Source organism: Nocardioides aequoreus, from assembly GCF_000720335.1.
GTDB classification, from domain to species: Bacteria; Actinomycetota; Actinomycetes; order Propionibacteriales; family Nocardioidaceae; genus Marmoricola; species Marmoricola aequoreus.
In genome coordinates, this window is record NZ_JOJN01000002.1 from 312,238 (window position 1) to 331,522 (window position 19,285).

The 19,285-nt window shown below is 73.0% G+C and carries 17 protein-coding genes; 15 read left to right on the plus strand and 2 right to left on the minus strand.

The window, feature by feature from the left end; all coding sequences use genetic code 11:
- The first annotated feature begins 59 nt into the window (after positions 1-59).
- From IG63_RS0104055 to IG63_RS23195, 3 genes are read left to right on the plus strand one after another with little or no spacing between them, the layout of a single operon-like run.
- Positions 60-536, plus strand: coding sequence for a DUF4334 domain-containing protein (locus tag IG63_RS0104055; RefSeq protein WP_281174270.1), 477 nt, complete (start codon positions 60-62; stop codon positions 534-536).
- A gap of 60 nt (positions 537-596) precedes the next feature.
- Positions 597-1,073, plus strand: a complete 477-nt coding sequence (locus IG63_RS0104060) for a hypothetical protein (protein WP_030483101.1) — start codon at positions 597-599, stop codon at positions 1,071-1,073.
- 19 nt (positions 1,074-1,092) lie between these two features.
- On the plus strand, positions 1,093-2,382 hold the full coding sequence (locus tag IG63_RS23195) for a LuxR family transcriptional regulator (RefSeq protein WP_030483102.1): 1,290 nt from the start codon (positions 1,093-1,095) through the stop codon (positions 2,380-2,382).
- Positions 2,383-2,384: 2 nt separating this feature from the next.
- Here IG63_RS23195 and IG63_RS0104070 read toward each other — a convergent pair whose 3' ends face one another.
- On the minus strand, positions 2,385-2,849 hold the full coding sequence (locus IG63_RS0104070) for an SRPBCC family protein (RefSeq protein ID WP_030483103.1): 465 nt from the start codon (positions 2,847-2,849) through the stop codon (positions 2,385-2,387).
- Between the two features lie 68 nt (positions 2,850-2,917).
- Here IG63_RS0104070 and rarD point away from each other — a divergent pair, with 68 nt between their 5' ends.
- On the plus strand, positions 2,918-3,829 hold the full coding sequence (gene rarD, locus IG63_RS0104075) for an EamA family transporter RarD (RefSeq protein ID WP_030483104.1): 912 nt from the start codon (positions 2,918-2,920) through the stop codon (positions 3,827-3,829).
- Between the two features lie 49 nt (positions 3,830-3,878).
- The gene (locus tag IG63_RS0104080) at positions 3,879-6,236 is read left to right on the plus strand and encodes an arylsulfatase (RefSeq protein ID WP_211249188.1); all 2,358 of its coding nucleotides are present in this window, start codon (positions 3,879-3,881) and stop codon (positions 6,234-6,236) included.
- A 42-nt stretch (positions 6,237-6,278) separates the two neighbouring features.
- On the opposite strand, the gene IG63_RS0104085 is transcribed toward IG63_RS0104080, so the two are convergent.
- Complete coding sequence (locus IG63_RS0104085; protein ID WP_084596585.1) at positions 6,279-7,091, minus strand: IclR family transcriptional regulator; 813 nt, start codon at positions 7,089-7,091, stop codon at positions 6,279-6,281.
- Positions 7,092-7,177: 86 nt separating this feature from the next.
- Between IG63_RS0104085 and IG63_RS0104090 the strand changes: the two genes are divergently transcribed.
- From IG63_RS0104090 to IG63_RS0104135, 10 genes are all read left to right on the plus strand, one after another.
- Positions 7,178-8,758 carry an ABC transporter substrate-binding protein gene (locus IG63_RS0104090; protein ID WP_036194378.1) on the plus strand — a complete coding sequence of 527 codons (1,581 nt, stop codon included), beginning with the start codon at positions 7,178-7,180 and terminating at the stop codon, positions 8,756-8,758.
- A 3-nt stretch (positions 8,759-8,761) separates the two neighbouring features.
- The gene (locus IG63_RS0104095) at positions 8,762-9,796 is read left to right on the plus strand and encodes an ABC transporter permease (protein ID WP_245604304.1); all 1,035 of its coding nucleotides are present in this window, start codon (positions 8,762-8,764) and stop codon (positions 9,794-9,796) included.
- Positions 9,793-10,638 (plus strand): ABC transporter permease, encoded by an 846-nt coding sequence (locus tag IG63_RS0104100; protein WP_030483109.1) that lies wholly within the window; start codon positions 9,793-9,795, stop codon positions 10,636-10,638. Before IG63_RS0104095 ends, IG63_RS0104100 begins: the two co-directional genes overlap by 4 nt.
- A complete protein-coding gene (locus IG63_RS0104105) occupies positions 10,635-12,422 on the plus strand; it encodes an ABC transporter ATP-binding protein (RefSeq protein ID WP_030483110.1) in 1,788 nt (595 codons plus the stop codon). The genes IG63_RS0104100 and IG63_RS0104105 overlap by 4 nt, the downstream gene beginning before the upstream one ends.
- A complete protein-coding gene (locus IG63_RS21275; RefSeq protein ID WP_051706131.1) occupies positions 12,422-13,588 on the plus strand; it encodes a serine hydrolase domain-containing protein in 1,167 nt (388 codons plus the stop codon). The genes IG63_RS0104105 and IG63_RS21275 overlap by 1 nt, the downstream gene beginning before the upstream one ends.
- Positions 13,585-14,487: a beta-keto acid cleavage family enzyme gene (locus IG63_RS0104115; protein ID WP_245604307.1), complete on the plus strand. Its 903-nt coding sequence runs from the start codon at positions 13,585-13,587 to the stop codon at positions 14,485-14,487. Before IG63_RS21275 ends, IG63_RS0104115 begins: the two co-directional genes overlap by 4 nt.
- The gene (locus IG63_RS0104120; protein WP_030483113.1) at positions 14,484-15,431 is read left to right on the plus strand and encodes a 3-hydroxyacyl-CoA dehydrogenase NAD-binding domain-containing protein; all 948 of its coding nucleotides are present in this window, start codon (positions 14,484-14,486) and stop codon (positions 15,429-15,431) included. Before IG63_RS0104115 ends, IG63_RS0104120 begins: the two co-directional genes overlap by 4 nt.
- Positions 15,428-15,895: a thioesterase family protein gene (locus IG63_RS0104125; protein ID WP_245604308.1), complete on the plus strand. Its 468-nt coding sequence runs from the start codon at positions 15,428-15,430 to the stop codon at positions 15,893-15,895. Before IG63_RS0104120 ends, IG63_RS0104125 begins: the two co-directional genes overlap by 4 nt.
- A gap of 120 nt (positions 15,896-16,015) precedes the next feature.
- Positions 16,016-18,100, plus strand: a complete 2,085-nt coding sequence (locus IG63_RS0104130) for a PhoX family protein (RefSeq protein WP_030483115.1) — start codon at positions 16,016-16,018, stop codon at positions 18,098-18,100.
- A gap of 212 nt (positions 18,101-18,312) precedes the next feature.
- Positions 18,313-19,251, plus strand: coding sequence for a type IV toxin-antitoxin system AbiEi family antitoxin domain-containing protein (locus IG63_RS0104135; protein WP_030483116.1), 939 nt, complete (start codon positions 18,313-18,315; stop codon positions 19,249-19,251).
- Positions 19,252-19,285: the final 34 nt, after the last annotated feature.

Consider the following 19,285-nt stretch of genomic DNA (forward strand, 5'->3'; position numbering starts at 1 on the left):
CGACCGAGGAGCTCGCCCGGCTGCAGCAGCGGGGCGGGACGCTCGCCGAGGCGCTGGCGCTGTACGACGCCCTGCCCCCGGTCACCGTCGCGCAGCTGCTCGGCGCCTGGCAGGGGTCGGGGCTGTCCACGGGCCACCCGATGGACGGCCTGCTCGAGGCCTACGGCTGGCACGGCAAGCGCTTCGACGGACCGGACGAGGCCCACCCGCTGGTCTTCGCCGACCGGCGCGGCCGCTTCTCGGTCAACCCCGCCCTGGTCCCGATGGGCCTCGTCGACCGGCACGGCCCGCGCCTGCGCGACGACCGGGTCGCGGCGGCCGCGCGGCGCACCCTGCGCGCCGCGACCACGTGGAGACCGCGGGCCCGGCTGCGGATGGTCGAGCACCGCGGCGTCGTCACGGGGACGATGTCCTACGACGCGCTGCCCATCAACGACCACTTCCGGCTGGTCGACCCCGACACCCTCCTGGGCGTGATGGACCTGCGCGCGATGTCGCGCCCCTTCTGCTTCGTGCTGCGGCGCGAGGCGGCCTGACCAGCCGGTTAGGCGTTTCCACCGATGCGCGCCGGGGCGCCCGCCCCTAGCGTCCGCCGCATGATCGAGCGACTCGCCGCGCGGCCGGTGGCCGCACTCTGGCTGCTGACCGTGCTGCCCTTCGCGGTGCTGCCCCTGACCTTCCTCTCCGGGCTCGTCGTCCCGCACGAGGCCCTGTGGGGACATGCGGTCTTCCACCTGCTCTACCTCCCGGTGATCGCCCTGGCGCTGGGCACCGTGCGCCGGATCCTGGCCACCTCGTCCTCGCGTGTGGTGAGCGTGCTGCTGGTGCTGCTGCTCGTCGCCCTCGTGGCCGCCCTCTTCGGTCACGTCGGCGAGCTCGTGGTGACGGCGATGGAGGGCCTGTTCTCGGCCCCGGAGTCGGTCTTCGAGGACCACCGGCACGTCTTCTTCGCCAACTTCGCGGTCCTCGGGCTGATGGCAGCGGTCGTGCTGGGCATCGCCGGCAGCATCGCGATCGCGGTGGTGCGGACCAAGGCGCGACGATCGGGCGCAGGTGTTCCCACCCCCGTCTGACCTGCGCGACCATCGGCTCGTGGTCCTCCTCGTCGCCCTGCTCGGCGTCGCCGGGCTGGCGCTGACGGCGCTGCCCGGCGTGGGCGGTCACCTGGGCGGCTTCGGCGGCTCCCCCGTCGTCGCCGCGTCCCTGGCGGTCGGCGCCGCGGTCACGGCCTCGCTCGCCCGCCGCGCCGCGAGCCCGGTCACGGCGCGGTGGCTGTGGGCGGGCGCCTGGAGCGTCGTGGCCTACCAGCTGCTGCTCATGGGCGGCGACACGCTCGGCTCGCCCGTGCTCGTCGGCCTCGCGCTGGTGGGCCACGTGCCGGCCCTCTCGCTGGCGGCGCTGGCTCCCCTGGCCGTACGCCGCGCGCTCACCGGCGAGGGGTCACCCGCGGTCGGGCACGCGATCACGGCGCTCGCCGTGAGTGCCACCGCGCTGCTCCTCGTCTCGGCCTCCAGCGTCGGCGGCCCCGCCCTCGGGACGGCGACCGGCACGGTCAACCTGCTGTGGCTGGGCTCGCTCGCGGTGCCCGTCGTCGTCGTGCTGCGGGCCCACCGCCGCTGCTCGGGCACCCCGTCGCGCGAGCGGCTGGCGGTCACCGCGGCCGGTGCCGCCGCCCCGGTGGCGCAGGTCCTGGTGTGCGGCCTCCTCGGCGTCGCCGCCGGCGCCTCCGGGCTGGGCGAGAGCGCCGCCGCCGTCGTGCTGGTCTCCGGCGTCGGCGTGATGTGGCCTCTGGCCGCGACCGCACTCGCCCTGGCGACCCGCGGCCCGGACGACGCGGCGTACACGGTGGGTCCGGGGGTGCTGACCCGCGCCGTGCTGCTCACGCTGAGCTCCGTCGCCGTGCTCCTGGGCGCCACGGTGGGTGTCGTGCTGGCGCTGCGCTGGCCCGCGCTCGGGAGCCTGGGAGCCGCGCTGCTCGCCGCTGCGGCGGCCCTGGCCGTGCAGCCGTGGCTGCATCGGGTCGGCGACGGGGTCGCCGGCCGCCCGCCCACCTCCGGCACCGTGACCAGCGGTCCGGCCGGTCCCGTGGTGGACCGGTCGCTGGCCCCCGTCCGCGACCTGCGGCCGCGCGAGCCGCGTCCGGCGGACGTGCTCACGGCCCGGGAGAGCGAGGTGCTCGGGCTGCTGGCGGCCGGGCTCTCCAACGCCGGCATCGCCGCCGACCTGGTGCTCTCGGAGCGCACCGTGGAGGCGCACCTGCGCGCCGTCTTCACCAAGCTCCGCCTCCCCGACGACCGCACCGACAACCGTCGCGTGCTCGCGGCCCTGGCCTGGCACGACCTCCACCGCCGGCCCACGACCGACCGGCGGCGCGAGGCCTGAGCTCAGGGAGCCGCCTGCTCCGCGACGGCTCGCAGCCGGGCGAGGCCCTTCTCGAAGTCCTTGCCGACGAGGCGGTCCATGCTGACCACCTTGCCGAGGACCGCCATCAGGCCGCGCTGCTCACCGGTCATCCGCCAGGTGACCTCGGTGCCCGCGTCGGTGGGCCGGAGGACGAAGGCGAAGGCGCTGTCGCTCTTGATGGGCTTCTCGAAGTGCAGGTCGAAGTCGACCCGCTCGGGGGTGTCGGAGGTGACGGCCATCCGGCCGGACCCGGCCTTGCGGTTGCCCGACCAGGCGTAGCTGGAGCCGGGACCGGTCTCGGGGCCGTCGTAGGCACGGTGCAGGTCGGGGTCGACATCCTCCCACGGCGACCACGCCGGCCACTGCCGGAAGTCGGCCACGAGGGCGTGCACCCGCTCCGCCGGGGCGCGCACGACGGCGCTGCGCTCGACGACGTAGGAGGCCATGGCCCGACGCTAGACCCACGGCGCCTCCCCGGCCACCGTCACGGGTCAAGCGCGCGTACGCTCCTGACGTGAGCGAGCAGCGGCGGGGCCTGGCACTCGGCGCCGCGGCGTACGTGATGTGGGGGCTCTTCCCGCTCTACTGGCCGCTGCTGGAGCCGGCCGGCGCGGTGGAGATCCTCGCGCACCGCGTGTGCTGGTCGCTGGTCACGATGGTCGCCCTCACCGTGCTGGTACGCCGCTCCCGGCAGCTGCGCGCCATCCTCCGCGACCGGCGCGCCGCGGCGCTGCTGACCGTGGCCGCGATCGTGATCACCTTCAACTGGGGCGGCTTCATCTACGGCGTCAACGCGGGCCGCGTCGTGGAGGTCTCGCTCGGCTACTTCATCAACCCGCTCGTGACCGTGCTCCTCGGCGTGGTCGTGCTGGGCGAGCGGCTGCGCACCCTGCAGTGGGTGGCGATGGGGATCGCGCTCCTGGCGGTGCTCGTGCTCACCGTCGACTACGGCCACCCGCCGTGGGTCGCGCTGCTGCTGGCCGGCTCGTTCGCGACCTACGGCCTGCTGAAGAAGAAGGCCGGCGTCGGGGCGGTCGAGAGCCTGACCTTCGAGACCGCCGTGCTCTTCCCGGTCGCGCTCGGCTTCCTGATCTGGCTCGGCGCCCAGGGACGTGGCAGCTTCGGCGCCGAGGGGTCGCTGCACGCCCTGCTCCTCGCGGGCACCGGCCTGGTGACGGCCGTCCCGCTGATCTGCTTCGGTGCCGCCGCCAACCGGATCTCGCTGACGGCGATCGGGCTGCTGCAGTACCTCGCCCCGACGATCCAGTTCGCGCTGGGCGTGACCCTCTTCGGCGAGCCGATGAGCACCGTGAAGTGGGTCGGCTTCGTGATGGTGTGGGCAGCGCTCGCCCTCTTCACCAGCGAGGCGCTGCGCCACCGCCGCCAGCTGCGGCTGATGGCGCAGGGCACCGCCTGCGTGCCGTGACGGCACGTCGGTTCGACTCCGCGGGGGGATGAGGTCCACGATGCGTCCCGTGGACGATCCTGCAGCCGGTCCAGCAGCCGGGCCGGCCCCCGACCTGGGCGACGCCGTCGACCGACGGCACCTCCCGCTCGACGCCAGCGGCCTCCCGGTGACACCGGTGCAGCCTCCCGCCGGCGCCCCCCACGTGCTCGTGGTGGTCATCGACGACATGGGCTTCGGCGCCTCCAGCGTCTACGGCGGCCCGTGCCGGATGCCGACCGCGGAGCGGCTCTCCGACCGGGGGCTGCGCTACAGCCGCTTCCACGTGACGGCGCTGTGCTCGCCCACGCGGCAGGCGCTGATGACCGGGCGCAACCACCACTCCGTCGGCATGGGCGTGACCTCCGAGATGGCGACCAGCCACCCCGGCTACTCCGGCTTCCGCCCCGCCAGCGCCGGCACCCTCGCCCAGGTCCTCTCGGGCAACGGCTGGAGCACGGCGGCCTTCGGGAAGTGGCACCAGACGCCGCCCGTCGAGGTCACGGCGTCGGGTCCCTTCACGCGCTGGCCGACCGGCGAGGGCTTCGACACCTTCTACGGCTTCATGGGCGCGGAGATGAACCACTGGTACCCGCAGCTCTACGCCGGCACCACCCCGGTCGAGCCCGAGACGCTCCCCGAGGAGGGCTACCACCTCACCGAGGACCTCGTCGACCACGCCATCGACTGGGTGCGCACGCAGCAGGCGCTCACCCCCGACCGTCCCTTCTTCACCTACCTCGCCCTCGGGGCGACCCACGCGCCCTTCCACGTCGCCGAGGAGTGGATCCAGAAGTACGAGGGCCGCTTCGACGCCGGCTGGGACGCCATGCGCGAGGAGATCCTGGCCCGGCAGAAGGAGCTCGGGGTGGTGCCGCCCGAGACCGAGCTGGCCCCCTGGGCCGACGGCGTCCCGCACTGGGAGGAGCTCGACGAGGCCGGACGGCGCGTCGCCGTCCGGCTGATGGAGACCTACGCCGGGTTCGCCGAGCACGCCGACCAGCAGGTGGGTCGCCTCGTCGACGCGCTCGACCAGCTCGGCGTGCTCGACGACACCCTGGTCTTCTACCTGCTCGGCGACAACGGCGCCTCGGGCGAGGGCGGCCCCGAGGGCACCCTGCGCGAGCACCTGGTCGGCCACGGCATCGCCGACGACGTGGCCGACATGGACGCCCGCCTCGACGAGATCGGCGGGCCCACGACGTACGCGATGTACCCGGTGGGCTGGGCGCTGGCGATGAACACGCCGTACCAGTGGACCAAGCAGGTCGCCTCCCACTTCGGCGGCACCCGCGACGGCCTGGTGGTGCACTGGCCGCGCGGGATGGCCGCGCGAGGCGAGGTGCGTCACCAGTTCCACCACGTCATCGACGTGCTGCCCACGGTGTGCGACGTGGTGGGGGTGCCGCTGCCCGAGACCGTGGGCGGCGTCTCCCAGCAGCCGGTCGAGGGCACCTCGATGCGCTACAGCTTCGACGACCCCGCCGCCGAGGAGCGCCGCCGCACCCAGTACTTCGAGATGGTCGGCAACCGCGGGATCTACCACGAGGGCTGGACCGCGGTGACCCGCCACGGCGTGCCCTGGAAGATGACCGAGGAGCCGCGACCCTTCGACCACGACACCTGGGAGCTCTACGACACCTCGCGCGACTGGTCGCAGGCCGCGAACCTCGCCGCCGCGGACCCGGAGCGGCTCGCCCGGCTGCAGGCGCTCTTCGACGAGGAGGCCACGAAGCACCACGTCTTCCCGCTCGACGACCGCGTCACCGAGCGGGAGAACCCCGAGCTCGCCGGCCGCTACGACCTGCACCGCGGCCGCACCCGGATGGTGCTCGGCGGCCACACCGGCAGGCTCTCCGAGGAGGCGGCGCCCAACGTCAAGAACCGCTCGCACCGGGTCGTCGTCGACATCGACATCCCCGCCGACCTGCCGCCGCAGTCGGTGGAGGGCGTGCTGGTCGCCCAGGGCGGTCGCTTCGGCGGCTGGTCGCTCTACGTCGTCGCCGGCCACCTGCACTACGCCTACAACCGCTACGGCAAGGACCTCACCGTCGTCCGGGCCGAGCGGGTGATCTGGCCCGGCCGGCACGAGGTGGTGCTCGACTTCGAGTACGACGGGGGTCCGCCCGGCAGCGGCGGCGAGGCGCGACTGCTGCTCGACCGGGAGCAGCTGGCCTCCGGCCGGGTGCCCGCGACGACGGCGTACTACTTCGCCTTCGACGAGACCTTCAACGTCGGCGTCGACCGGGGCAGCCCCGTCGTCGACGACTACCCGCCGCTGCGCAACGCCTTCAGCGGCGACATCCTCCAGGTGGTCGTCGACCTGGCGCCGAGCACGCCGCTCGGCCCGGAGGCCGAGGCGATGCTCGCCGCGCGGGTGCGCGACTGAGGTCTCCCGCGCGATCGCGCACGAGTCGTCGGCCCGGCGGCCTCAGGCCGGCGACATCCGGGCGGCGCCGGCGAGCACGGCCTCGGCGAGGGCCTCGAAGCGGGCGTCGGCGACCCGGGGCGGCGGCCCCCAGATGCTGAGCACGGCGAGCAGCCGACCGGCCCGGTCGAGCACCGGCGCGGAGACGCCCCACGCCGCCTCGTCGTACTCGCCCCGGCAGGTCGCCCAGCCCCGGCCGCGGGTCTGCTCGAGGTGCTCGTCGAGCGCGTCGCGGTCGGTGACGGTGGTGTCGGTGAAGCGCTCGAGCCGGTCGCGCAGCAGCCGGTCGACCTCCGCCGGCGACGACCAGGCGAGCAGCACCTTGCCGGTCGACGTGGCGTGCAGGCTGATGGGCCGCCCGACCCACGACACCGACACCGCGGCCGGCGGGGTGGCCTCGTCGACGTAGACCAGCGTGCCGTTGCGCACCACGGCCAGCGCGGCCGTCTCGCCGGTCTGCATCGCCAGGCCCTCCAGCACCTCGGCGACGTCGTGGAGCGCGCCGTCGACGCCGCCGGTCCGGGCGAGGTCGGCGACACCGTGGCCGAGCGTCCAGGCCCCGGAGGCCCGGTCGTTGTCGACCAGCCCGTGCGCCTGCAGCGTCCACAGGATCCGCCACGCGGTGGCGCGGTTGAGGCCGCAGGCGGCGCCCAGGGCTGTGGTCGCCGCACCGGCCGGGCCGGCCTCCGCCACCGCCCAGAGGAGCCGAACCGCTCTGTCTACCGACTGGACGTGCGAGGGGGAAGCCCCGTCCGGTGGCTTGTCTGGACCACCTGGCGGGCGTGGCGGCGGCGTGGTCACTCGTCGGTAACGCATGCGCCTGCCTCCTTGACCGGTCCGGGGACCCGCCTTATGTTCGCATCCTAAACGGAGGTGCTCGGATGGCGAACAGCCCTGGATCCATGCCCGGCAACGACCCCGCCCGTCTCTCGCGGCGCGACCTGTTCCGGATGACCGGCCTCGCAGCCGCGGCCGTCGGTGGCTCGCAGCTGCTCGCGGCGTGCGGCGGCTCCGGCCCGGGAGGTGGAGGCAACGGCGCCCAGAGCGCGGGCGGCATCCTGATCCACGGTGCGACGGGCGGCGGGTCCGACGACACCCTCGACGCGCACCGTCCCGTCAACGCCCCCGACATCGCCCGGGTGAGCAACCTCTTCGAGCCGCTCCTCTTCTGGGACGCCGACTACCGGATCGCGCCCGCCCTCGCGGAGTCGATCGAGCCGTCGGCCGACGCGATGACGTGGACCATCTCGCTGCGTCAGGGCGTCACCTTCCACAACGGCAAGGACGTCACCGCCGAGGACGTCCTCTTCACCCTCAACCGGGTGGCCGGCAAGGAGCCCACCTCCGCCGGGGTCGCGCTGGCGCCGATCATCGACTTCGACGGCACCAAGAAGGTCGACGACAGCACCGTCGTCATCGCGCTCAAGTCGCCCTACGCCGTGCTCGACTACCTGCTGGCCGAGTACACCTTCGGCATCGTCCCGGCCGACTACGACCCGGCCAACCCCGTCGGCACTGGCGCCTTCAAGTACAAGTCCTTCGACCCGGGCCAGAACAGCGTCTTCGAGCGCTACGACGACTACTGGGGCGAGGCGGCCCTGCTCGACGAGCTGCGGATCCAGAACTTCACCGACGAGAACGCCGCGGTCAACGCGCTGCTCGCCAACCAGGTCCAGACGGTCGACAACCTGCCCTACAACCTCGTCGACTCGGTCAAGGGACAGGGCGGCCAGACCATCGAGTCCAATACCGGCGCCTGGGTCCCCTTCACCATGCGCGTCGACGCGGCGCCCTTCTCCGACAACCGCGTGCGCCAGGCGATGCGGCTGATCGTCGACCGTCAGCAGATGATCGACAACGCCCTCAGCGGCTACGGCACCCTGGGCAACGACCTCTACGCCCCCTTCGACACGGCGTACGCCTCCGACCTGCCGCAGCGCGAGCAGGACATCGACCAGGCGAGGTCGCTGCTCCGGCAGGCGGGCCAGGAGGGGCTGCAGGTCGAGCTCAACACCGGCCCGGGCATCGGCGGCAACGTCGGCATCGCCTCGGCCAACCTCTTCGTCGAGCAGGCCAAGCAGGCCGGCGTCGACGTCAGGATCAACAGGCGCAGCGAGTTCTACGGCGACCAGTACCTCTCCTACCCCTTCGCCCAGGACTTCTGGAACACCCGCAACTACCTGCCCCAGGCCGCCGTCGGCGTGATGAAGGGCGGGACCTACAACGAGACGCACTTCGACAAGGCCGACGTCTACCCGCAGTTCGCCCAGCTGATCGAGACGGCGCAGCGGGAGACCGACGAGGCCAAGCGCACCCAGGCCCTGCAGGACGCCCAGGAGATCGAGTACGAGAACGGCGGCCTGATCATCTGGGGCTTCCGGCGCAACGTCGACGGCGTGGGGGCCGGGGTCTCCGGCATCGAGCCCAACCGCTACCTGCCCCTGAACGCCTACAAGTTCCAGACTGCCTCGGTCTCGGGCTGACCGGTGGCGGAGACCGCAACCCTCCCCGAGCCGCTCGCGGAGACACCCCCGTCGCAGCGTCGTCACGGCGCCGCGGCGTGGGCGGCGTGGCTGGCGCGGCGGCTCGGGCTCTCGGCGCTCACCCTGTGGCTGGTCTCGATGCTGGTCTACGTCTCGACCTCGTCGCTCGGCGACCCCGTGCGGGCCATCATGGGCCGCGAGTACGACGCCGACGTCGCGCGGCGTACCGCCCTGACCGAGCAGCTCAACCTCGACGACCCGCTGCCGGTGCGCTACCTCGACTGGCTGCGCGGCCTCCTCAGCGGTGACCTCGGCACCGGCCTGGCCTCGCAGCGCCCCGTCTCCGAGGTGATCGGCCCCCTGGTCGCCAACACCATGGTGCTCGTGGTCATCGCCGCCGTCGTGATGATCCCGGTCGCCTTCGGCATCGCGATGCTCTCCGCCAACTACCGGCGCCGCCGCCCCGACGCCGCGATCCAGGTGGTGCTGCTCGCGCTCGCGGGGCTGCCGGAGTTCGTCACCGGCATCCTGCTCGTCGCCCTCTTCGCCACGACCGTCTTCCAGGTGCTCCCCGCGATCACGCTGGTCGCGCCGGGGAGCACGCCCTGGAGCACCCCCGAGGCGATGGTGCTGCCGGTGCTGACCCTGGTGCTCGCCGTGGCTCCGTACGTCTCGCGGATCGTGCGCGCGACGCTGCTGGAGGTGCTCGACAGCGACTACGTCGAGCTGGCCCGGCTCAAGGGCATCCCCGAGCGGGTGGTGATGCGCAAGCACGCACTGCTCAACGCGATCGTGCCCGGCATCCAGGTCATCGCGCTGCAGCTGGCGTGGCTGGCGGGCGGCGTGGTCATCGTCGAGGCCGTCTTCAACTACCCCGGTATCGGCAACCAGCTGGTGCAGTCGGTGCGCGACCACGACGTACCCGTGGTGCAGGCGATCAGCATGATCATCGCCGCGGTCTACGTCGGGGTGAACCTCGTGGCCGACCTGCTCTCGATCCTGCTCACCCCGCGGGCGAGGACGGCGATCTCTTCATGAGCACCACCGACGCCACCGCCTCGCCCTCGGCCCTGCGCCGTGCCCTGCGCTCCAAGCGCTTCGTCTTCGGCGGGGCGCTGACCCTCGTCATCAGCGTCTTCGTCGTGGTCGGCCCCTGGCTCGCCCCACACGGGCAGAACGAGGTGGTCGGCGCCCCCTTCTCCTCCCAGGGTCTCTTCGGCACCGACTACCTGGGCCAGGACGTGCTCTCCCGGGTGATGTACGGCGGCCGCTCCGTGCTCGTGATCGCGCTGCTGAGCACCGTGCTCGGCATGGTGCTCGGGGTGCTCATCGGCGTCGTCGCGGCGTATGCCGGCGGCTGGTGGGACGAGGTGATCATGCGCCTCAACGACGTGATGCTCGCCTTCCCCCAGATCCTGCTGGCGCTGCTCGTGCTGACTGCGGTCAGCCAGCCGCGCGCCTGGATGATCGTGCTGCTCGTGGGCGCCTCGCACGCCCCGCGCGTGGCGCGGCTGGCCCGCGGCGTCGCCCTGGGCATCGTCTCCCGCGACTTCGTGCACGCCGCCGAGGCGCTCGGCGAGCGCCGCTCCCGCGTCATCCTCGCCGAGGTGCTGCCCAACATGAACGCCCCGCTGCTCGCGGAGGCCGGGCTGCGGCTCACCTACTCCATCGGGATCGTGGCGGCGCTCGGCTTCCTCGGCTTCGCCACCGACCCGAGCGCCGCGAACTGGGGCCAGATGCTCAACGAGAACAGGTTGGCGCTCTCGACGCAGCCCTGGTCGGTGCTGGCACCGGTGCTCCTGATCGGCCTCTTCACCATCGGCACCAACCTCACCGCCGACGGCATCGCGCAGCTCTCCCAGCCCGGAGGTGGCGAGTGACGACCGCTCGCACCGGCGCCGGCATCCGCGTCGAGGACCTTCGCATCGTGCTCACCGGCCGCGGGGGCGGCACCGACGTCGTCGACGACATCGACCTGGTGCTCGAGCCCGGCGAGGTCGTCGGCCTCGTCGGTGAGTCCGGCAGCGGCAAGACGACCGTGGGCACCTCCCTGCTCGGCTACACCCGCGCCGGCGCGATGATCGAGAGCGGCAAGGTCCTGCTCGAGGACCGCGACGTGCTGGCGCTGCCGTGGCAGCAGGTGCGCAAGATCCGCGGCGAGGAGATCGCCTACGTCCCCCAGGACCCCGCCGCCGCGCTCAACCCCAGCATCAGGATCGGCAAGCAGATCGTGGAGCTGATGGAGCTGCGCGGTCTCGGCACCTCCGAGTCGCGGCTCGCCGACGCCCGCGCCGGCCTCGAGGAGGTCGGGCTGCCCTCCGACGACGAGTTCCTGCGGCGCTACTCCCACCAGCTCTCCGGCGGCCAGGTGCAGCGCGTCGCCCTGGCGATGGCCTTCATGCCCAAGCCCAAGGTGCTCGTGCTCGACGAGCCCACCACCGGTCTCGACGTCACCACCCAGGGCATGGTGCTGCGCACCATGGCCGAGCTGTGCCGCTCGCACGGCGTCGCCGCGCTCTACGTCACCCACGACCTCGCGGTGGTCGCCAACATCGCCGACCGCGTCGCGGTGATGTACGCCGGCCAGATCGCCGAGCTCGGCCCGCGCGAGCGCATCTTCGCCGAGCCGTCGCATCCCTACACCCGGGCGCTGCTCGACTCCATCCCGCATCTGAGCCAGGCCCGTGCGCTCAGCGGCATCCCCGGCCGGACCCCCGCCCCGGGCGCCCGGCCCGGTGGCTGCCGCTTCCACGACCGCTGCTCCGTGGCCGAGGCGCGGTGCGCCGAGAGCGTGCCCGAGCTGCGCACCATCGCCCCCGACCACGAGGTGCGCTGCCTGCGGGCCGGCGAGATCGGCAGCTGGGACATCTCCCGCGGCACCGTCCCCGACGCCGACCCCAGCAAGGCGCGCGAGGTGATCCTCGAGATCGGCGACCTCGAGGTCTTCTACGGCGCCAAGCGGGTCGTGCACGGCGTCTCCTTCGACGTCGGCCGGGCCGAGACCGTGGCACTGGTCGGCGAGTCGGGCAGCGGCAAGACCACGATCTCGCGCTGCGTCGGCGGGCTGCACCGGGAGTGGACCGGCCGGATCGCCTTCGAGGGCCAGGAGCTCGGCAAGGGCTCGCGCAAGCGCAGCGTGGACGAGCGCAAGCGGGTGCAGTACATCTTCCAGAACCCCTACCTCTCGCTGAACCCGCGCCTGACCATCGAGCAGATCGTCAAGCGACCGATGGAGCTCTTCGGCATCGCCTCGGGCAAGGAGGCCACCGAGCGGGTCGTCGACCTGCTCGAGCAGGTCGCGCTCGGGCCGGCCGTGCTGCGCTACCAGGCCTCGCGCCTCTCCGGCGGCGAGCGGCAGCGGGTCGCGATCGCACGCGCGCTCGCGGCCGAGCCCGACCTGCTGGTGTGCGACGAGATCACCTCGGCCCTCGACGTCTCGGTGCAGGGGTCGATCGTCTCGCTGCTCGAGGAGCTGCGCCTGCAGCGCGGCATCAGCATGCTCTTCGTCACCCACAACCTCGCGCTGGTGCGCTCGATCGCCGCGCGCGTGCAGATCCTCAACGAGGGCCGCGTGGTGGAGTCGGGCTCCGTCGTCGAGGTGATGGACCGGCCTCGCGAGGACTACACCAAGCGCCTGCTCTCCAACAGTCCGCGCATCGACTGATGACCCCGGCCTCCGACGCCGTGGGGGCCGAGCAGACCGGTCTCTCCTCCGTGCGCTTCGTGGATCCCCACCACGACGCCTCGCGCCCCCACGCCACCGTCGCGGCCACCACGGCGCGGCCGCTCCCCCGTGCGGTCGCGCCGCTGGAGGCCGTGGTGCACGGCGCCGGGCGCAGCTGGTCGCTGCCGGAGTGGGTGAGGGGCACCCACACCACCTCCCTGCTCGCGCTCGACCGCGGCACCGTCGTGCACGAGTGGTACGCCGAGGGCGTCGGCCCCGGCTCGCTGCTCCTGGGGGCCTCGATGTCGAAGTCGGCGCTGGCGCACCTCGTGGCCGTCGCCGTGGGCGCGGGCGCGCTGCGGCTCGACGACGGGGTCGTCGACCACGTGCCCGAGCTGCGCGGGTCGGGCTACGACGGGTGCGCGGTGGCGCACGTGCTCACGATGACCACCGGCACCGCCTGGGTCGAGGACCACCGCGACGCCGCGGGACCGGCCTCACGGCTGCTCGCCAGCTTCTTCGCGGGCGAGAGCTCGCGCGCACGGCTCGCCGCGGTCGCGCCCGCGGAGCCGCCCGGCACCCGGTGGTGCTACTCCACCGCCGACTCGCAGGTGCTCGACTGGGTGCGCGAGCGCGCCACCGGGGCGACGTACGCCGAGGCGCTGGGCACGCTGTGGCGGCAGCTCGGCTGCGTGCGCGACGCGGTGGTGGCGGTCGACGGCGAGGGCGTGGCGCTCGCCGGCGGGGGTCTCGCCGCCTGCGCCGAGGACTGGCTGCGGCTGGCCGCCCTGCAGCTCGACGGCACGGCGTACGACGCGCGGGTGCTGCCGGCCGGCTGGGTGGAGGCGGCGAGCGCCGCGGCGTACCCCTTCACCGCGCCGGGCCGGCTGCCCAGCACCATCACCACCCACGCCGGCTTCGGCCGGCACTGGTGGCCGCTGACCGCCGACGGCCGCCGGGTCGTCGCCGACGGGAGCCGCGGCCAGCTCGGCTACGTCGACCGCGACCTGGGCGTCGCGGTGCTCAAGACCTCGCTGTGGCCCTACGACGACCCGTGGGTCGACCGGCAGCAGCGGGACCTGTCCTACCTCGGACTCCCCCTCGTCGCGACCGCGGCGAGGCTCTCGACACGCTCGACCCCCGAGCAGAAGGAGGCCACGTCGTGAAGACGATCATGAACCGGAAGGTCATCATCACCTGCGCCCTGACCGGCGCCGGCGACACGGTCGGCAGGTCGGAGCACGTGCCGGTGACGCCCGAGCAGATCGCCGAGTCCGGGATCGCGGCGGCGCGCGCCGGCGCCGCGGTGGTGCACGTGCACGTGCGCGACCCCGAGACCCGCCAGGGCTCCCGGGAGGTCTCCTACTACCGCGAGGCGGTCGAGCGGATCCGCGAGAGCGGCGTCGACGTCATCGTCAACACCACCGCCGGCATGGGCGGCGACCTGGTGCTCGACCCGCAGGACCCCACCACCTTCGTGGAGGGCACCGACCTCGTCTCCGGCGTCGAGCGCCTCAAGCACGTGGAGGAGCTGCTGCCCGACATCTGCACCCTCGACTGCGGGTCGCTGAACTTCGGCGAGGGCAGCCTGGTCTACGTCAGCACGCCCGACATGCTGCGCGAGGGCGCGAAGCGGATCCAGGAGCTCGGCGTGCGGTGCGAGATGGAGATCTTCGACACCGGGCACCTGTGGTTCGCCCGGCAGCTGGTCGAGGAGGGCCTGATCGACGCCCCGCCGCTCTTCCAGCTCTGCATGGACATCCCGTACGGCGCTCCCGCCGACCCGATGCTGCTCGCCTCGATGGTGCAGCAGCTGCCCGAGGGGTCGCAGTGGGCGTCCTTCGCGCTGGGCCGCATGCAGATGCCGTGGGTGGCGCAGTCGGTGCTGCTCGGCGGCCACGTGCGCGTGGGCCTGGAGGACAACCTCTACCTCTCCAAGGGCGTCAAGGCGACCAACGCCCAGCTCGTGGAGCGGGCGGTCACCATCATCGAGGCGCTCGGCGCCTCGGTGGCCACGCCCGACGAGGCCCGCGAGCTGCTCGACCTGAAGCCGAGGGGCCGATGAGCACCCCACCCGTCGCCGTCGGCGACGTCCGCACGGTCTGCTGCGTCGGCACCGGCGTGATCGGGGGCGGCTGGGTCGCCTACTTCCTGGCCCACGGCTACGACGTGGTGGCCTGGGACCCCTCCCCCGACGCCGAGGGCCGGCTCCGCCACCTGGTCGACGCCGCCTGGCCCGCGCTCACCGAGCTCGGGCTCGCCGAGGGCGCCTCGCGCGACCGGCTGCGCTACGAGCCGGACCTCGCCACGGCGCTCGCCGGCGCCGACTTCGTGCAGGAGAGCGCGCCGGAGGACCTCGACCTGAAGATCCGGCTGCTCGCCGACGTCGACGCCGCCGCGCCGGCCGGCATCGTGATCTCCTCCTCCACCTCGGGCTACGGCATGAGCGAGATGCAGGTCGGGTGCGCGACGCCGGAGCGCACGGTCGTCGGCCACCCCTTCAACCCGCCGTACCTGATCCCGCTCGTCGAGGTCGTCGGGGGGCAGAAGACCTCGGCCGAGGTGGTCGCGTGGACCTCCGACTTCTTCCGCCACGTCGGGAAGTCGGTGATCACGATGGAGCGCGAGGTGCCCGGCTTCATCGCCAACCGGCTGCAGGAGGCGCTGTGGCGCGAGGCGCTGCACATGGTCGCCGCCGGCGAGGCGACGGTGGAGCAGATCGACCTCTCCATCACCGACGGCCCGGGGCTGCGGTGGCCCGTCCACGGCCCCATGCTGACCTTCCACCTCGCCGGTGGCCAGGGCGGCATGGCGCACATGCTCGACCACTTCGGCCCGTCGCTGCAGTCGCCCTGGACCCGCCTGGTGGCCGCCGAGCTGACCCGGGAGCTGCGCGACGACGTGGTGTCCGGCTGCGAGCGCGAGGCCGACGGCCGCACCATCGACGAGCTGGTGGCCGAGCGCGACGCCGGCGTGATCGCGGTGCTGCGGGCGCTGGGGCGCGCGTGAGCGAGCCCCGCGAGCCGCTGTGCACCTGGAGCGAGCCGGTGCGCGAGGAGTGGATCGACTACAACGGCCACCTCTCGGAGGCGTACTACGTGCTCGTCCTCGGGCGCGCGACCGACGCCGCGATGGAGGCCCTCGGCATGGGGCCGGCGTACCGCGAGCGCACCGGCGCCTCGCTCTACACCGTCGAGGCGCACGTGCGCTACCTCGACCAGGTCGGGCCGGGCGAGCTGCTCGAGGCGCGCACCTGGGCGATCGGCGGCTCCCGCAAGCTGCTGCGCCTGTGGCACGAGCTGTGGGCCGGCGGGTCGCTGCGCGCGACCGAGGAGGTCCTCGGCCTCCACGTCGACAGCGGGCGGGTCAGCGGGCGCGCCGCCAGCGCTCCCTTCCCCGACGACGTCGCCGCCCTCGTCGAGGCCGCCCTGACCGAGCCCGGGCCGGAGGCAGGACGCGCGATCCGGCTCTGAGCAGGGGGTTGCACACGCGTGCACCGCAGTTTGCCGACCGTTCACGCCCCTGCCGCTCCGGCGTACGCCGGTCTAGGTTGAGTGGGGTCACCGTCCACGTCGACTCGGAGATCTCACACGATGACCCAGCCCCAGACCCAGCCCAAGCTCCTGCCGCTGACCCCTGTCCAGGGCCCCCACGGCTCCCGCAGTGCGATGACCTGCAAGTACCGCTGTGCGGACGCCTGCTTCCACGACGCCCCCAACACCTCGGGCAACCCCGAGTTCCGCGACATCGCCGAGCAGGCGCTGCGTCGCCGCTCGCTGCTCAAGGCCGGCGGCGTCGGGCTCGGCGCCCTCGCCGTCACGGGGCTCACCGCCCCCGGTGCGGCCGCCGCGCCGGTCTCGCCGGTCGCCGCCCCGGGTGGGCGGGGCCGTGGTCGTGGTCGGGGTCGGGGTCGCAACGACGTCGGCACCGACCCCTTCCGCGTGGTCTCCCCCAACCGCACGGACGACGTCACGGTGCCGCGCGGCTACCGCTCCGACGTGGTCATCCGCTGGGGTGACCCCGTCACGAGGAAGGCGCCCCGCTTCGACGTCACCCGGCAGAGCGCCGACGCGCAGTACGAGCAGTTCGGCTACAACTGCGACTACGTCGGCGTCTTCCACACCAACCGCAACAAGGCCCTGCTCGCGGTCAACCACGAGTACACCAACGAGGAGCTGATGTTCCCCACGGGCACCGACGAGCGGCTCCAGAAGGAGGTCGCCATGGCCGCCCACGGCCTGTCGGTCGTGGAGATCCAGCGCGGCCGGCGGCAGGGCTCGTGGGAGACCGTCCCCGTGCGTCGTACCAAGCGCAACCGGCGGATCAGCCTGCGCACCCGCTTCGAGGTCACCGGTCCGGCGGCGGGCCACCCGCTGCTGCGGACCTCCAAGGACCTCACCGGCCGGCGCGTCTACGGCACCCTCAACAACTGCGCCGGCGGCCACACGCCGTGGGGCACGGTGCTCTCGGGCGAGGAGAACTTCAACCAGTACTTCGACGCCGGCGACGGGCTCGACCCGCGCTACGCCGCGCAGTACGCCCGCTACGGCATCACCGGCGCCGACACCCGCGGCTGGAGCGAGGTCGACGACCGCTTCTCGCTCTCCGAGGAGCCGCACGAGCCGCATCGCTTCGGCTGGATCGTCGAGATCGACCCCTACGACCCGGGCTCGGTGCCGCAGAAGCACTCCATGCTCGGCCGCTTCAAGCACGAGGGCGCCAACGTGGCGCTGGCCGACGACGGCCGCGCGGTGGCCTACATGGGCGACGACGAGCGCGGCGACTACATCTACAAGTTCGTCTCCCGCAAGAAGATGCGTCGCGGCGACTCCAAGGCCGCCCGCCGCCACAACCTGACCCTGCTGCACACCGGCACGCTCTACGTCGCCCGCTTCGACGGCGAGACGCCGCCCGAGGCGCCGTACGACGGCAGCGGGCGGTGGCTGCCGCTGTGCACCGACAAGCAGTCCTTCGTCGAGGGCATGAGCGTCGCCGAGGTGCTCGTCTTCACCCGGCTGGCCGCCGACAAGCTCGGGGCCACGCGGATGGACCGGCCCGAGGACATCGAGCCCAACCCGGTCACCGGCAAGGTCTACTGCGCGCTGACCAACAACTCCCAGCGCGGCAGCACCTTCCCCGTCGACGAGCCCAACCCGCTCGCGACCTCGATGGTGCGGGCGGAGCGCAACCTCCCGCTGACCCCGGCGAGCGGCAACCGCAACGGCTACGTGCTCGAGATCAGCCCGCGGGGCGGCGACCACGCCTCGACGTCGATGGACTGGGACCTGATGCTCGTCTGCGGCGACCCGGAGGCCCCCGAGACCTACTTCGCGGGCTACCCCAAGCAGCTGGTCAGCCCGATCAGCTGCCCCGACAACGTCGCCTTCGACGCCCAGGGCAACCTGTGGGTCTCCACCGACGGCAACGTGATCGGCTCCAACGACGGCCTCTTCCGGGTCCCGACCGAGGGCCACCAGCGCGGCCACGTGCAGATGTTCCTCACCGTGCCCCTCGGCGCGGAGTGCTGCGGCCCGCTGATCTCCGAGGACCAGCGCTCGGTCTGGGCCGCCATCCAGCACCCGGGCGAGCGGGACGGCTCCACCTTCGAGTCCCCCGCCTCCACCTGGCCCGACTCCCCCTTCCCCCGCCCCTCCGTGGTGGTCTCCTACCGCGCCTGACCGTTTGGCGGTTTCACAAGTTAACTGGTGAAACTGGCACTTCCCCACCGAAGTTTCGGCGGGGAAGTGCCAGTTTCCGTAGGTCGCCACGCCTCTCCGAGTCTCCGCGCGAGGAGCCGTTCCGCGTCCACAGGCGGTCGGCTCGGGCAGTTGTCCACAGCCCGCCGTACGCCGTTCCCGCGCACGGCAGGACGGCCGCATCCTCGGGCGTCATGGACCACCTCTTTCACCTCACTCCCGAGACGCTCTTCCTCCGCCGTGACGCGTTGGCCTTCGGCCACGACGACCGCGAGCTTGCACGGTCGCTGCGTGCCGGTGTCATCGTCAGGGTGCGTCATGGCGCCTACTGCTCGGCCGTGGTGTGGCGCAATCTCGACGAGGTCGGGCGCTACCTCCTGCGCTGCAAGGCCGTGATGCTCGTCCACCGGGAGAGAGTCGCGCTGAGCCATACCTCCGCGGCCGTCGCCCACGGGCTCGAGCTCTTCCGGCCCGACCTGACCCACGTGCACGTCGTCCGTCTGGACGGCGGCAACGCGGCCGTCCGCGGCGACATCACCTACCACGCCCCGCGGTGGACGCCCGAGGACCTGTACTGGGACGGCCACCGCCTGCTCGTGACGCCGACCCTGGCCGCCCTCGGAACCGCCAGCCTGCACGACGTCCTGAGTGGTGTCGTGGTGGTCGACTCCCTGTTGCACCACGGCCTGGCGGAGCTCGGAGAGGTGGTGGAGACGTTCAAGCGCCGTGGCCACCACCCGCACAGCCGGCGGCTGCAGCTCGTGGTCCGCCTGACCCGCCCGGGCGCCGAGTCCGTGCTCGAGACCCTGCTGCGCATGCTCTTCTGGCGACACCAGATCCCGGAGCCGGAGCTGCAGTTCAAAGTCTGGTCCGACGACGGGGTGCTGCTCGCACGGGTCGACTTCTGCTGGCCCGAGCACGAGCTGCTGGGCGAGGCGGACGGAAGGATGAAGTACGGCCGCTCGCTCCTCCCGGGCCAGGACCCCGCCGAGGTGGTGTACGCCGAGAAGCGTCGCGAGGACCTGGTCCGCGAGCAGACCCAGATGCGCATGATCCGCTTCGTCCACGACGACCTCGCGCGGCCCCGCGAGACGACGCGGCGTACCCGCCGGATGCTCGGGCTCGCCGCGTGATCGCGCCTCGTGCACCTCATTGACCTACGGAAGC